Source organism: Dokdonia sp. Asnod1-B02 (assembly GCF_045063955.1).
Taxonomy (GTDB): Bacteria; Bacteroidota; Bacteroidia; order Flavobacteriales; family Flavobacteriaceae; genus Dokdonia.
Genome location: NZ_JBEFNW010000002.1, coordinates 2,844,400 through 2,860,523 on the forward strand (window position 1 = coordinate 2,844,400; position 16,124 = coordinate 2,860,523).

Annotated in this window: 9 protein-coding genes; all 9 read right to left on the bottom strand. The window is 37.4% G+C overall.

Going from position 1 to position 16,124, the window contains the following annotated elements; all coding sequences use genetic code 11:
* Positions 1-280: 280 nt before the first annotated feature.
* The 9 genes from ACJJVU_RS12840 to ACJJVU_RS12880 all read right to left on the bottom strand — a co-directional run bounded on the left by ACJJVU_RS12840 (position 281) and on the right by ACJJVU_RS12880 (position 15,918).
* On the bottom strand, positions 281-2,908 hold the full coding sequence (locus ACJJVU_RS12840; RefSeq protein ID WP_405226138.1) for a glycoside hydrolase family 3 C-terminal domain-containing protein: 2,628 nt from the start codon (positions 2,906-2,908) through the stop codon (positions 281-283).
* A gap of 310 nt (positions 2,909-3,218) precedes the next feature.
* Positions 3,219-7,370, bottom strand: a complete 4,152-nt coding sequence (locus ACJJVU_RS12845) for a two-component regulator propeller domain-containing protein (RefSeq protein ID WP_405226141.1) — start codon at positions 7,368-7,370, stop codon at positions 3,219-3,221.
* Positions 7,371-7,631: 261 nt separating this feature from the next.
* The gene (locus ACJJVU_RS12850) at positions 7,632-8,657 is read right to left on the bottom strand and encodes a LacI family DNA-binding transcriptional regulator (protein WP_405226144.1); all 1,026 of its coding nucleotides are present in this window, start codon (positions 8,655-8,657) and stop codon (positions 7,632-7,634) included.
* A gap of 50 nt (positions 8,658-8,707) precedes the next feature.
* On the bottom strand, positions 8,708-9,361 hold the full coding sequence (gene fsa, locus ACJJVU_RS12855) for a fructose-6-phosphate aldolase (RefSeq protein ID WP_405226147.1): 654 nt from the start codon (positions 9,359-9,361) through the stop codon (positions 8,708-8,710).
* Positions 9,362-9,427: 66 nt separating this feature from the next.
* Positions 9,428-10,849 (bottom strand): D-xylose transporter XylE, encoded by a 1,422-nt coding sequence (gene xylE, locus ACJJVU_RS12860; RefSeq protein ID WP_405226150.1) that lies wholly within the window; start codon positions 10,847-10,849, stop codon positions 9,428-9,430.
* A 10-nt stretch (positions 10,850-10,859) separates the two neighbouring features.
* Positions 10,860-12,176, bottom strand: a complete 1,317-nt coding sequence (xylA, locus tag ACJJVU_RS12865; protein ID WP_405226152.1) for a xylose isomerase — start codon at positions 12,174-12,176, stop codon at positions 10,860-10,862.
* Positions 12,176-13,663 (bottom strand): xylulokinase, encoded by a 1,488-nt coding sequence (locus ACJJVU_RS12870; protein WP_405226155.1) that lies wholly within the window; start codon positions 13,661-13,663, stop codon positions 12,176-12,178. The genes xylA and ACJJVU_RS12870 overlap by 1 nt, the downstream gene beginning before the upstream one ends.
* Before the next feature lie 367 nt (positions 13,664-14,030).
* Positions 14,031-14,984, bottom strand: coding sequence for a transketolase family protein (locus tag ACJJVU_RS12875; protein WP_405226158.1), 954 nt, complete (start codon positions 14,982-14,984; stop codon positions 14,031-14,033).
* 88 nt (positions 14,985-15,072) lie between these two features.
* Positions 15,073-15,918, bottom strand: coding sequence for a transketolase (locus tag ACJJVU_RS12880; RefSeq protein WP_405226160.1), 846 nt, complete (start codon positions 15,916-15,918; stop codon positions 15,073-15,075).
* Between the last annotated feature and the right edge of the window lie 206 nt (positions 15,919-16,124).

Below are 16,124 nucleotides of genomic sequence, written 5' to 3' on the forward strand. Positions count from 1 at the left end.
TGATATCTTATGAGATTGATTATAACATGGAATAATGACAACTTAGTAAAGTGACTCCAGAGATATCTTTAGAGCAATATTTACTACACTTTAACTACCTATAATAATTAAAAAAATCATCCCGAGATAAGTAATAGATTTTATGGCTTTAAGATAAGTTCGACGATAAGGAAAGTTTTTCAAAATCTATTGAAACTCCATCTAAAGCGTTCTAAACTTAGTAACTAAAGCGCTAACTCACAACCTATTATCTCGGAATGATTGTATTACAATATTTAATCTATTTGATTGATATATTTTTCACCAATACCTCTGTGGTAGGCGCATCTGCTATTCCCTCAAATCCAGGTTGCTTTCCACCTACCTCAACAATTATATCTTGTGGCTCAAAAACTTTCTGGCCATCATCATTTATTCGTGCATAGGTCTCAGGAGCAACCTCAAATGAAACCGTTTTAGACGATCCCGCTGCTAATGAAATACGCTTAAATGCAACAAGACTACGATTAGGATTCATTCCCTCTACTCCTTGGTGTTTTACATAAACCTGAACAACTTCATCTCCATTCAAATCTCCTGCATTATGAACATCTACCGAAAATTTGAGTGGTGCTTTTACTCCTATTTGTTCGTTTAGAGTAAGATTGTCATATTTGAAAGTTGTGTAGCTCAGTCCATGACCAAAAGGGAAAAGTGGTTCTCCTTTGAAATATTTATAGGTTCTACCTTCCATGTCATAAGATTTAAAATCAGGCAGATCATTAACACTCTTATAAAAAGTAACAGGTAATTTCCCTCCAGGATTATAATCTCCAAATAACACATCAGCTATTGCTTGACCACCAAACTCACCTGGATACCAAGCTTCAAGTATAGCGGGCACTTTATCTGCTGCCCAATTAACTGCAAGAGCACTTCCATTCATCAAAACGATAACGGTTGGTTTACCAAGTGCTTGAACTTTTTTCATAAGTTCTATTTGAGTTTTAGGGAGTGTAATTTCTGATCGGTCACCCTTATCGAATCCTTCTAGTAATACCGGCATCTCTTCTCCCTCAATATCTGGTGAGAGACCCAAACAAAGAATAACAACTTCAGACTTTCTTGCTGCCTCTAGGGCTGGAGTAATTAAATCCTGATTCATTTTTGCCCATACAAAATGAGCTTGCGGATCTGCATGGTAATTATAATAGTCAATGCGTACTTTACTCACTTCTCCTTCGTCAAGTGCTACATCAAAATATTTAGTCTTAGGCTCGTGGTCATCCATGAACTCAAACTGTAAAGAATCATTTACATATAATTTAGCAGCGCTACTCGCTTTTACTCCAATTCTATAGGTACCACTCTCTGGGGCTGTAAGCTCTCCAGACCAACGTACCGAGAAGGTATCAGTACCTAAACTATCAATTGGCTTTTCTGGCATCCAAATGAAATTTACATTTTCATCTACTCTAGTAAATGCAGGTTCACCTTTCCATGAACGATTAGCAAAATATTCTGCTTTTAAACCAGGCTTACCAGAATGTGATAATGCAGAAGCTGGAATAACATCAAGAATAGGCCAACCTTCAGCAACATCACTTCCTAAAGCGTAATGTACTTGAGCATTTGGAAGTTTTTCTCGTATAGATTTTAGCGGTGTATAATAGTTTGCAGGTGTACCGTGATAATTCCCTAGTAATGCTTGCTTTGAATTTGCATTAGGACCTATAACAGCAATAGATTTTATATCCTTATTCAATGGCAAGAGGTTATTCTCATTTTTGAGTAACACCATTGATTCTCTCGCAACCTTTTTAGACAATTCATAATGCTCTTCACTTGCAACCACATCATAAGAAATATCTGCCCACTTAACATTATCATCAAACATTCCTAATTTAAAACGCGCAGAAAACAGTCTTGTTAGCGCAATATCTAATTTGGACTCATCTATCAGCTTTTTGAGAACAGCTTCCGTAAGAGAAGGATCATAAACGCTTCCACAATTTAAATCTGTACCTCTATCAACTGCTAATGCTCCTGCGGCTGCCGGAGTTTCTGCCAATCCATGTTTTCCAGGTTCCCAGAAATCATTGATTGCCCAACAATCTGAAACAACATATCCTTTAAATCCCCAATCATCTCGCAAGATCCTATTAAGTAATAGATTACTACCACAACAAGCTTCATCTCGATATCTATTATACGCGCACATGACCGAGTGTACATTTGCTTCTTTGACTGCTGCCTCAAAGGCAGGTAAATAAGTTTCGTATAAATCCTTATCTGTAGTATGATAATTATCCTCATGCCTAGATTTCTCTGGACCACTATGTACCGCAAAATGCTTTGCAGTGGCAACCACCTTTAAGTAATCTGGATCATCACCTTGTAGTCCCGTAATATAGTTTACACCCATACGACTAGTTAAATAAGGATCTTCTCCATATGTTTCTTGCCCACGCCCCCATCTAGGATCTCTAAATATATTAATGTTAGGAGTCCAGAACGTTAAACCCTGATAAATACCTCTTTTACCTTCATTTACAAACTTATGGTGTTTTGCTCGAGCTTCATCAGACACAGCGACACCCATCTCGTGAATTAATTCCGAATCCCAAGTAGCACCCATTCCAATTCCTTGTGGAAATACTGTTGCTAGTCCAGCTCTCGCCACACCGTGTAAGCATTCATTCCACCAGTTATACTCAGGTACTCCTAATCTCTCGATAGCTGGAGCATCATAACGCATTTGAGAAACTTTCTCTTCCAAAGTCATTTGACTAATCAAATCTTTGACACGATCTTCTCGTGGAAGTTTCTGGTTTTGAAATGCAAATTCATAAGAGATTGCCTTTTCTTCACAACTCGAGAGCAATGCAATACATATTGCTAAAATTGATATAGTAAGTATTCTATTCATTCGGCTACTGTAAAAATTAAACTATTTATAAATGCAAGAATTTTATTCTCAACACTCCCAAATTTAATCTCTTTATCAGCACACTGGCTAGAAGACATAAAGCAGTACATGCCATTTATGTTGCGATTAAGTGCTTATATGCCCCAAATGCAACATTTGAACTATATCGTGCTTCATTTCTCTTACATGACCGAAACTAGCCAATTGCTAAGGGAGAAATGTATCTAGTGAAGAGATTTGATTGTAAGTGATGTTTTAAAAAATGCTATTATAATGTATTTCTTAAAGGAAATAGAAGATTATATGTTAATCAATCTCTAGGCTGAGCCTCCGTAGGTAGAATTCCAAAATGCGCTTTAAAACACTTCGTAAAGTATGAAGGTGAGGAAAAGCCAACTTTATAACAGACTTCACTTACGTTGGCATTTTCAGTTTGCAATATCTGTTTAGCTCGCTCTAATCTAAGCTTACGCACAAATTCATTAACTGTTTGCCCCGTGAGTGATTTAACCTTGCGATAGAGTTGACTCCTGCTAAGGCTAAGTTCTGATGCTAATGACTCGACACTTAAATTAGAATCACTCATATTATTATTTACATAAGTTAGTACCTTCTGTATAAATACTTTATCAATAGAGGTTGCACTAGCATTCTCATCTGATCCACTTATGGCTCCAAAATATTTATCAAATATCAACTGTCTACTCTTTATGAGCTGCTCTAAACGTAATTTAAGTAGTCTTAAATCAAAGGGCTTTACCATATAGGCATCTGCGCCATACCCTATTCCCTCTATACGATCGTCTATGCGCGCTTTGGCTGTAAGCATTAACAAGGGAATGTGGCTTGTGCGTATGTCGTTTTTAATTTGCTTACAGAATTCAAAACCATCCATTTCCGGCATTATCACATCAGTAATAATAATATCTGGATTCGATTCTTTAGCAACATTAAGTCCTTCAACCCCGTTAGCCGCCTGTAAAATTTTATATGTCCCTTTAAGTTCGCTACGCAAGTATTTTCTAAGTTCCGTGTTGTCCTCCACTATCAATAGGGTGTGCGATCTATGTGTAGGTACAACATCAATTTCTTCTGGGATATTTGTTATGAATGTTTGTGGAGTTTTTTCTTTCTGTATCTCGAGATCTGTTTCTATGGATATTAATTCTTTCTTTTTAAAATGCTTTTTACCAGAGGGCAATAATATTCTAAAAGTTGTTCCTTCCCCATACTTACTATCTACCCTAATTTCACCTCGATGGAGCTGCACCAAATCCTTTACAACCTCTAGACCTATACCTGTCCCACCATAATAAGTTTTATTAAGATTTTCTACTTGGTAAAAACGATTAAATATACGTTTGAGTTGTTTCTTTTTAAGTCCTGGTCCAGTGTCGCTAATGATGATTTCGACTACTGCAATTTTTTTATCGGGATTAATTAACGGCATTATCTCGCCAGCCTCATTTAATTTTACCTCTACATTTATTGCTCCGCCGTCTGGGGTTACTTTTATAGCATTTGACATGATATTGAAAATAACTTTTTCGAGCATGCCTTCATCTGCATATAACTTCACATCTGGGATTGCGGCGTCTACCGAAAGATATATATTACGATTAAATGCTTCCTCTTTAAAATATGAGATAATATCTTGTGTAAAACTAAGTGCATTAATCTTCTTTGCTCGTATTCGTAATTTATTCAATTCAAGCTTACGCAGGTCCATCAATTCATTAATGAGCCTAAATAATCGATCGGTATTTTTATAAATGATATGATGCTTTTCCTTTATACGTTGTGGCAAATTGAGTGTTGTGTCATTGAGAATATCCTTCAGCGGACTAATCATTAAAGTAAGTGGAGTTCTAAACTCATGTGAGATGTTTGTAAAAAACTGTAGCTTTTTCTCGTGTAATATGTCTTCTTGTTCACGTTGAGCACGCTCGTTTGAGATTGCCTCTTTTTCGCGTAAGCGTTGCTTTGAAATCTTACTTATAATGTAAAGGCCTAGTACAAATAACAAGACATAACATACAATCGCTAGATTAGTCTTCCACCAGGGAGGAAGAATTTTAATTTTTAATTCTAGAATATCTTGATTCCAAACACCATCATTGTTAGCAACCTTTACTTTAAAAGTATAATCGCCATTATCTAGATTGGTATAAGTAGCACTTCTTGCATTTCCTACATAATTCCAAGTTGTTTCTAGCCCCTCAAGATAGTAGGCATATTGATTTTTTTCAGGACGTGTAAAACTTACTCCAGCATACTCAATAGTAAATACAGATTGCTTGTGATTAAATATAATTTCACTAGTCTCGGCGATTGATTTTTTAATAGGAGCATCCTCTTGTGAAGGATCTACCTCTTCATTATAGATTTTTAAACCTGTAAAATATAAAGAAGGAACGTTGTTATTTATTACAATCTTGGCTGGGTTAAAAAAGTCAACTCCCCTATAATTACCAAAATATAATGTACCATCACCATCCTTTAAGACTGCATTAAAATTGAAATCGTTAGAGAGTAAACCATCACTACTGGTGTACTCTGTAAACGTGTTTTTTAACACATTATATTTAGTAATTCCAGAATTACCTGCAAACCACATATTGCCGTCGTTACCCTCAATAATACTTACTACGTTATCATTACTCAATCCGCTGTTGGTGTTTAGCCATCTAAAAGAGTCATCACGTATACTATAATGACACACCCCAGCACCTCTAGTTCCTATCCACATATCACCATTTGAGCTTTGATATATGGATAATATATGGCGCGCACTCTTTCTATTTTCGCCTGGCTTTTCCATACGGTCTACTAATGAAATCGCACGCCACTCTTTATTTGCAGATTGGTCAATTTTAAAAAGCCCATCTGTAGATCCTAACCATATCGCAGAATCACGGTCTACGAGCACCTTACGCACATCACTAGTCTCAATGCCCAAACTTTTAAAAGCTTCATCATCTTGATGTACAATTGTCTTAGTGACTGGATCAAGAGTATGCAACCCTCCATAAAAAGTACCTATAATGATTGTTCCATTTTCATCTTCGGCAAAGCTCAAAATAGCATCAGAGATAAGGGCTCCATCCGTATTTACGCTATTAAAATTTTTAAATATTTGAGAACCTTTCTTTAAGAAGTAGATACCATTATCCCAGCTCCCTATCCACACATTCTCTTTGCTATCTATAAAAATTGTTTGAAGATAGTCACTATCTAATCCTGCATACAGATTTGTGTTTTGTCCGTTTACGTGCGTAACTTTATTCGAACTGGGATCATAGATATCAAGACCACCGCCATCCATAACTACCCAGATATTACCTTCGGCACCTTTTGCAATACCAGTGACAGAGCCTACAGTAAGCGAATTGTTATTATTAGACAGGCTCTCAATATTATCAAACTTATCATATAAGCTATCACTTACAGCTACGCCATTATTGTAATACCCCATCCATACTCTATCATTATCATCCAGAAAAAGTGACCAGATGGAGTTTGATAAAATACTATTATCATCCGTACGATCAGATAGATAGTGTGTAATGAGCGTTCCGTCACTTCTCAGATGAAATAAACCATCGTTCTCACTACCGAACAATAAAGAATTATCTGGTAAAGTGATTGCAGAAAGTATACGCTTTCGCGAAAGCGGGAAATGCTCCACCTTACTTACTGTCGTTCCATTTTTCAACGTAAGTTTATAAATTCCTTTAGATATAGTCCCTAACCATAAATTATCTTCATTGTCAAAAACAAGCGTCTGTATTTGAGTCTGAAGCACCTCAGCGTTTTCTAATTCACTAGGAGGCAACAATACTTGATTAGTATGTTGATCATAAATACGAAGTCCATCTAAGGTTCCCAGAAAGGAGAAATCTGATGTACTATTTTTTTTAATACTAGACTGCCCGAGAGTGCTAGCCCCCTTATAATCGTCTAGTTTTTTACTTTCTAAAGTTGCTGTATTTAGTATAAAAAACCCTTCTTCTTTGGTGCCCAGTAAGAGCTCATTTTCTTTAGATGCTCCTATAATTAAGACTGACACATTTGCTATCGCCTCATTGCCAATACTTATTTTTTCAAATCTATCTAGAGTTTTATTATAGCGATTAAGGCCATCTTCTGTGCCTACCCATAGTATGTTTGCGTCATCTAAATACATACTATACACAAGATTACTTGATAGAGAGGTAGGAGTATCAACTTGATGTCTATACAAGGTATATTCTACACCATCAAATTTGTACAATCCGCTGCCGTTGGTCCCTATCCAGATAAAATCATAATCGTCTTGTATAATAGACGAGATCCCTACTTTAGATATTCCATCCTTTATGCTTACAAAATTTAAAGATTTTGTACCATTCTGTGCTTGAGGCAACAATGACTGAAGACAAAACAATATCGTAATCAGTAAAAGTAATTTTCTGAAAATCATAAATAATTAAAAATTATTGTGTCCTAAAGGTACTGTCTTTTCTAAGAATAAATTAATCTCAAGCACCTCTACCTGTCGCAGTGAAGAAGGGTGATTATGATTTCCAGTTTTTCTTATCTAAAAACTTGATCATCCTAGATGCGCGTTATGGGTAATTTGAGGTGAGTGCAGCAGTAATATGTTCTTATAAAAGAACTACTATAAGCGTACTCCCAGAAATAAACAGAAAAAAATACAACTCAGGTTCATTGGTTTTCTATTTTAAAACGTCTTAAAAGCACGCGTAGAATCTCTCTCAATGAGGGAGGTGCAAATCACTTTTGTTTGGTGATCTCCAAAGTGTTTCTTTTCTAGTCTTTTTATAAGCATCGTCGCTGCTGTCATTCCTATTTTTCTTGCATGCTGACTCACTGTTGTGACCGCAGGTGTTAGAAATTTTTGCAAGTCATTATTTGTAAAGCTTATGACAGAAACATCTTCAGGAATCCTTTTTCCTAACGTTTTTAAAAGCTGTACTGCATTGAGAGTTGCTGTTTCTTCAAAGCATAAAAGCGCATCGATACGATGCGTACTAAGCACCTCTATAAGGCATTCTGTAATGTCTTCACTTTTACCGATACTAAAAATCATTTCGGGTTGATCCGGATTATAATCTTTAATAGCACTTTTATATCCAGCCGCCCTCAATTTACCTACAGATAACGCATCTAGTTTTGATACTACTGCAACATGTTTACATCCAGATTGTATTAGTTTTCTAGTGGCATTATAAGCTGCATCAAAGTCATCTACAATTATTTTATCACAAGACACATTATCTACCACTCGGTCAAATAACACAAGCGGTATCCCCTCGTCTGCAACATTTTTTAAATGCCTATAGTCCTTTCTAACTTCTGTCTCCTCTGCTATAGACAAGATAATACCATCTAATGCTCCATTTTTAAGCAACTCAATAGTCTTCACTTCTTTTTCATAAGAATCGTCAGATATACAAGAGATAAGTGTGTAGTCGTTTGCACTACACACTTCCTCAATACCCGCAAAAGCTTTAGAAAAAAAATTATTTTGAATATTAGGCACAACCACACCTATTGTTTTGGTCTGACTGTTCCTTAAACTTCTCGCAATACTATTTGGCTTATACTTAACAAAACTCGCATATTTTTGAATCTCAATTTTTGTGTCCTTACTTATCTCTACGCTATTATTTAAAGCCTTAGAAACAGTACTTATGGATACACCAAAATTTTCAGCAATCATTTTAAGTGTAATTCTTTGTGCCATTTCCTGTCTGATTCTATCAATGTTAGTTCACTATGTCTGGCTTACAAGAATTAATTTCCCTTGTTGTAATCTGCAAGAAATTTCTCGAGTCCAGAAGTAGTAAGTGGGTGATTAAGCAATCCTTCAATGGCACTTAAAGGTCCTGTCATCACATCTGCACCTAGTTTTGCACAGTTAATAACGTGCATTGTATGTCTTACTGATGCGGCTAGAATTTCTGTCTCAAACCCATAATTATCGTAAATCAATTTAATTTCTGCAATCAAATTGAGTCCATCTGTAGCAATATCATCCAGACGTCCTATAAATGGTGATACATAGGTAGCACCGGCCTTTGCGGCAAGTAATGCCTGCCCTGCCGAAAACACCAAGGTTACATTTGTTTTAATTCCCTTATCACTAAAATATTTACAAGCCTTTACACCGCTTGCTATCATAGGTAATTTTACAACTATTTGAGGATGTAACGCAGCGAGTTCCTCTCCCTCCTTTACCATGTTTTCAAAATCTGTCGCAATAACTTCGGCACTTACGTCACCATCTACTAGCTCACAAATATCTCTGTAATGTTGCAGTATATTCTCCTTTCCACGTATGTTTTCCTTAGCCATAAGTGACGGATTTGTAGTTACCCCATCAAGCACACCCAGTGCTTGGGCTTCTTTTATCTGATCGAGGTTTGCAGTATCTATAAAAAATTTCATTTTCTGTTTTCTTTAATATTTATGTGTATATTACTTACGCTTTCGCGAAAGCGTAACCTATCTCAATTACTTCTTAATCCAAACGTCTTCCATCTCTTCGAGTGTTTTTCCTTTGGTCTCTGGTATAAATTTCCAAATAAAAAGCATCGCCAGTACGCTCATACCTCCGTAAACCCAATACGCAAAACCGTGATTAAACTGCTCTGTGAGGTAGGTGTTATCATCCATCATAGGAAAGGTAAGCGATACTAGGTAGTTTGCTATCCATTGTGCCGCTACTGCGATAGACATTGCACGACCTCTAATTTTATTAGGAAAAATTTCTGAGAGTAACACCCATGTAACAGGACCCCAACTCACGGCAAAACTTGCTACATAAACCATCATACATGCAAGTGCGAGATATCCAGTAGCGCCGGTAAAAAAGACAAATCCTAATGAGAACATAGCAACAGCCATTCCTAACGCACCTATCATCATTAAAGGTTTACGCCCATATTTATCTACCGTTTTTACGGCAACGATGGTAAATAAGAAGTTTACAATACCTACAATAATCGTGAGTAAGAGTGCACCATCTGTATTAGGATCTATCTTTTTAAATATTTCGGGAGCATAATATAAAACCACATTAATCCCTACAAATTGCTGGAATATGGAAAGTAAAACCCCCACTATAATCACTAGCCATCCAAAGGAAAGTAATTTACCTGAGTGCTGCGTGAGCGACCCTTTGATCTGATCTAAAATATGTTGCCCAGCCACTTTTCCATTCACTTTTTCAAGTACGTCAAGTGCCTCTTGGGGCTTGTTACGCAGCATTAATGAGCGTGGTGTATCTGGAACTCCTAATAAAAATATGAAAAAGAGCCCTGCAGGTATAATTTCACTAGCAAACATATAGCGCCATCCTACCGTATTAAGCCACTCGTCAGACCCTCCAGTTTTTGAGATAAAGTAGTTTACAAAATAAACTACCATAAATCCAGCAACGATAGCCAGCTGATTGTAAGAAACAAGCTTCCCTCTAATATTTGCAGGTGCAATCTCTGCAATATATAATGGTGACATCATAGACGCAAGTCCCACTCCCATACCACCAATAATTCTGTAAACGATAAAAACAGTACTAAATGTATGATCACCTTGACCTATACTCTCAAAAAACAACTCTGGCATCGCCGAGCCTATGGCAGATATCAAGAAAAGTATAGCCGCAAGAATTAATCCATTCCTTCTTCCTAGCCAGCGACTTACAAGACCACTCAAAGCTCCACCTATAATACAGCCTATAAGGGCACTGGACACTATAAATCCTTTGAAAGCATTTGCTGCTGTCTCACTAAGCCCTTTAGGCATTACAAAGAAGCTATCTAGAGAACCTACGGTTCCAGAAATAACACCTGTATCATACCCGAAAAGGAGTCCTCCTAAAGTTGCAACTACAGTAAGTTTGAGTAAATAGCCTGATTTTTTATCGTTTGACATCTAATTAAGATTATATGTATTGATTAATGATGTTCTCAAAAAGCTCTTGCTTTCCACTAATTAATGGTAACTCTCCGTTTTCTTGAGCTATTTTGTATAAATCAGTAAGGTCTAGTTTTCCGTTTTCAAATTCCTTTCCATTACCTCCGTCAAATGAGCTATACCTATCTGTCACCATCTTTTTATAAGGTGAAGATGTAAGAATTTTATCTGCTGTGATTAAAGCACGTGCAAACGTATCTGCACCTCCTATGTGTGCAAGAAAAACATCTTCCATATCTGTAGAGTTTCTGCGCACTTTTGCATCAAAGTTTACACCACCGCCTTGCATTCCGCCAGCTTGTAAGAATACAAGCATCGCTTCTGTAGTTTCTTGAATATTATTAGGAAACTGATCTGTATCCCATCCATTCTGGTAATCACCACGGTTTGCATCAATACTACCTAGCATTCCCGCTTTTGCAGAGACTGCAAGCTCGTGCTGGAAAGTGTGCTGCGCAAGTGTAGCGTGGTTCACCTCTATATTCATTTTAAAATCCTTCTCAAGACCGTATTCATGTAAAAAGCCTATTGCAGTAGCAGCGTCAAAGTCATACTGATGCTTCATAGGTTCCATAGGCTTTGGCTCGATAAAGAAATTTCCTTTAAAACCTTGGCTACGTGCATAATCTCTAGCCATTCCAAAGAAACGACCTAGATGGTCTTGCTCACGTTTTAAATCTGTGTTGAGTAAAGACATATATCCTTCACGACCACCCCAGAACACATAGTTCTCTCCATCTAATTTCATGGTAGCATCTAGTGCCAGTTTTATCTGTCCGCCTGCTCTTGCAAGGACATTAAAATCTGGATTACTCACAGCACCATTCATATATCTAGGGTTAGAAAAGCAGTTTGCCGTTCCCCATAATAATTTGATACCAGTATCTGCTTGCTTTTGTTTGATATAGTCTGTAATACCGTGAATTCTTTTTTCACTTTCGGCAAAGGTTGCTCCCTCTTCTACAAGATCAAAATCATGAAAACAGAAGTAGTCAAATCCCATTTTTGTAATAAATTCAAATGCTGCATCCGCTTTCGCGAAAGCGGCATCCATTGGATCTTTTGGTGCATCCCAAGGAAAGTTTTGTGTTCCAGGACCAAATGGATCTGCGCCCTGCCCACAGAAGGTATGCCAGTAAGCAATTGAAAATCTAAAATGCTCACGCATAGTTTTACCTGCCACTACTTGGTCGGGGTTGTAATATTTAAACGCAAGCGGATTATCTGAATCTTTGCCTTCAAATTTGATTTTTTCTATGTTGTTGAAATAAGTTTTTGTCGCCATTAGTTATGTTTTTGTACTATGAATTCTAATTCTGTTTTCCAGTTATTATATGCCGCTTCGTAGGGCTCTTTATTTTTAATAGGGATATAGGTCATCACGTGGTCGTTCTTTGTAATACTTTCTCCAAAACGATCAAAATCACCATCTGTAAGTCCGGCGGCTCTTGCTGCACCTACGGCACCCGTAGTATTATAAATCTCTATTTCTTGACCTATGAGAGTTGCTACTGTATTTGCAAATATTTCAGAACGGAATAGATTATCATTTCCTGCTCTTATAACGTTGATTTCGGTTTGATCTTTCTTAAGTATATCCATCCCATAGACAAATGAGAAAGCAATACCCTCCAGTGCAGCCCTATATAAATGAGCATTGCTATGCTGGTTGAGATTGAGATTACAAAAGTGCGTACCCACATTTTTGTTATCCAGCATACGTTCTGCACCGTTACCAAAAGGGATCACAAGAACTCCATCTGATCCTATAGGTAATTTTGAAGCCTTACGATTCATGTTCTCGTATGAATTCTCTACACTATTATTGCGTAACCAGCGATACTGGATACCCGCACCATTGATATTGAGTAATCTCCCTACAGTGGGAAGCTCTTTTGTATAATTTACATGAGCAAAATGATTTACTTTACGTATTTCTTTAAATTCACTTTGATCTGTTACTGCATAAATCACCCCTGAAGTTCCGCCGGTAGCGGCAACTTCTCCAGGTCTAAAAATGTTAAGTGACAGTGCATTGTTAGGTTGGTCACCAGATCTGTAGGTCACAGAGATTCCCTTAGGTAAACCTGTAGCCTTAGCTGCCGCAGTGTGCACTTTACCTTGATCTTTAAAGTTATCTACAACATCAGGGGTAAGACTGTGATCAATTCCATAATAATCTAGAAGCTCTGTAGCGACTTTATTTGTTTTATAATTCCATAAAGTACCTTCGGCTAGACCATTTTTTGTGGTTACTAGTTCTCCTGTAAGTTTATAGGCTATGTAGTCTCCTGGTAACATATATTTATGAATCTGTTCATAAATATGTGGCTGGTTATCTTTAACCCATTTTAACTTAGATGCAGTGAAGTTTCCTGGTGCGTTGAGTAACTCTGTGGCGCAAAACTCATGACCTAAATCTTGATATGCCTTGTCTCCTATTGCTACAGCTCTACTATCACACCATATGATAGAATTGCGAAGGCTATTACCCTCTTTATCTACTAGTACTAAACCGTGCATCTGGTATGAAATACCGATGGCAGTAATTTTAGTGGCATCTATATTTGCTTCCTGAAGAATGCGTTTTGTCGCTTTACAAATGTAATCCCACCATTGTTCTGGATCTTGCTCTGCCCAGTCTCTTTGTATGGCGATAATCTCCATTTCGCCTGGTGGCTCATGCAATGAAGCCAGTTTTTTGCCCGTCGCGGCCTCAACTATGGCAACTTTTACCGACGAACTCCCGATGTCATATCCTATAGTATACAATATATGTTATTTTAAATTTTAATAAATTTTATCTGTTTCCTATCATTAGTAAGGATATCATACACACGATTTTTTATGAATGCATACTCAAACTCACCAATTACCTCATCACATTAAAGAAGAGTTGCTGCTACTTTTTATGTACTCTAGAATGCTAAATATGGTCATACTCAATTTCATTTTTGCTACAAAAAGAAATGCGTGGATAATGTATGTTTAACAAGAAGCTAAAAATAGTCTTAGACCTAAATTGAGCTTAGAACAAATCGAGCATCTTATAGAACAAATGATGCGAATAGCAGTAAAAACAACAATTTACAGCCTCATACAAAGGATCAAATCAAAACTTTTGAATTATAAGCAACGCTTATTTTCTTGCAAGAACTTTACGTGCTTTAGAAACAATTGCAGCTGCATTGAGCTCATATTTCTCCATAAGTTGTTCTGGTGTCCCACTCTCTCCAAAGGTGTCTTGCGTCGCTACAAATTCTTGTGGTGTGGGATGTGTAATTGCTAATTCTCTTGCCACACTTTCTCCTAATCCGCCTAGAAAATTATGTTCCTCTGCAGTTACAACACAGCCCGTTTTCTTAATAGATGTAAGAATAGCCTCTGCATCTAGTGGCTTTATGGTATGTATATTTATTACCTCTGCGCTTATCCCTTCTTCATGTAAGGTTTTGGCTGCTTCAAGTGCTTCCCATACAAGATGTCCTGTGGCTACAATCGTAACGTCTGTTCCTTCTTGGAGCAGTACCGCTTTTCCTATTTCAAATTTTTGATCTTCTGGCGTAAAATTAGGAACTACTGGACGGCCAAATCTTAGGTACACAGGACCCTCAAAATCTGCAATTGCGAGGGTTGCGGCTTTAGTCTGGTTGTAATCACAGGTATTAATTACCGTCATCCCAGGTAACATTTTCATGAGTCCTATGTCTTCAAGGATTTGGTGTGTAGCTCCATCTTCGCCAAGCGTAAGACCAGCGTGAGAGGCACAAATTTTTACATTCTTATCTGAGTATGCTATAGACTGGCGTATCTGGTCATACACACGACCTGTTGAAAAATTTGCAAAGGTCCCTGTAAATGGGATTTTACCACCTATAGTCAATCCAGCAGCAATGCCCATCATATTTGCTTCGGCAATGCCTATTTGGAAAAAACGCTCTGGGTTTTCATCTATAAAGGTTTGTATTTTTAGAGAGCCTATGAGATCTGCACACAAGGAAACTACCTTTGGATTCGTTCTTCCTAACTCGGTCATTCCCGCTCCAAAACCTGATCTTGTGTCTTTACTGCCTGTATTTTCGTATGTTTTCATTCGTTATTTATTGTAGTATTATGTGCTTGCGTAAAAATTATCTAGCCTGCGTTATAGTCTTTATTCACATTTTCGCGAAAGCGAAATATTAATAGTCACCTAAAGTTTCTGGGTTTTGACTTAATGCTAGCACTAGTTGCTCATCGCTGGGTGCTTTACCATGCCAAGCGTGAGTGTGCATCATAAAATCTACTCCGTTACCCATTACCGTATGTAAGAGCACACAGACGGGTTTACCATTTCCAGCAAGCGTTTTTGCTTTATGGAGTCCCTCTATTACAGCGGTCATATCGTTACCTCGATCAACATCCAGTACTATCCAACCAAATGCCTCAAACTTTGCTCGTATGCTCCCCATATGTAAGACATCATCTGTGCTTCCATCTATCTGCTGGCCATTGAGATCTACTGTTGCAATAAGGTTATCTACCTTTTTTGCACTAGCATACATAATTGCCTCCCAGTTTTGTCCCTCTTGCAATTCTCCATCACCCATTAAGGTGTAAATGGTATGGTTATCGTTATTGAGTTTTTTTGCTTGTGCAGCACCTATTGCTACACTCATACCCTGTCCTAAAGAACCAGATGCTATGCGCACTCCAGGTAAACCCTCATGCGTAGTGGGATGCCCTTGAAGTCTAGAATTTAAAAGTCTAAATGTGTTAAGCTCTTCTATAGGAAAGTATCCTGATCGCGCAAGCACACTATAAAATACAGGTGAAATATGTCCGTTTGAGAGGAAAAATAAATCTTCGCCTACTCCATCCATATCAAATCCCTCCTTACGATCCATCACTTCTTGATATAATGCTACAAGAAATTCTGTACAGCCCAGAGAACCTCCAGGGTGGCCTGAGTTTACTTTATGTACTTGTCTTAAAATATCGCGACGCACTTGCTGTACAAATGCCTCTAATTTTGGTATGTCTGCCATTATCATTTTATATTGATTAATTTTTATTTAATAGTGTATTTAATGTTGTCGTTCTAGCCACTAGCTAGAATTATTTTGTAAGTTCAAAGCTTCACTTTGAGAACCATCTTTTTAACTCATAGTGTAAATTCATCTATGATGCAACACTTGTTATAGCACTGTCTAATATCTAGAGACTTTGCCACAGGAGAACGTAGTAAGGATGA

Coding starts and splice junctions, on each gene's coding strand:
- xylE (WP_405226150.1), bottom strand. CDS start 10,849: ATGTCAAACGATAAAAAATCAGGCTATTTACTCAAACTTACTGTAGTT.
- ACJJVU_RS12845 (WP_405226141.1), bottom strand. CDS start 7,370: ATGATTTTCAGAAAATTACTTTTACTGATTACGATATTGTTTTGTCTT.
- ACJJVU_RS12880 (WP_405226160.1), bottom strand. CDS start 15,918: ATGGCAGACATACCAAAATTAGAGGCATTTGTACAGCAAGTGCGTCGC.
- ACJJVU_RS12850 (WP_405226144.1), bottom strand. CDS start 8,657: ATGGCACAAAGAATTACACTTAAAATGATTGCTGAAAATTTTGGTGTA.
- ACJJVU_RS12840 (WP_405226138.1), bottom strand. CDS start 2,908: ATGAATAGAATACTTACTATATCAATTTTAGCAATATGTATTGCATTG.
- xylA (WP_405226152.1), bottom strand. CDS start 12,176: ATGGCGACAAAAACTTATTTCAACAACATAGAAAAAATCAAATTTGAA.
- fsa (WP_405226147.1), bottom strand. CDS start 9,361: ATGAAATTTTTTATAGATACTGCAAACCTCGATCAGATAAAAGAAGCC.
- ACJJVU_RS12875 (WP_405226158.1), bottom strand. CDS start 14,984: ATGAAAACATACGAAAATACAGGCAGTAAAGACACAAGATCAGGTTTT.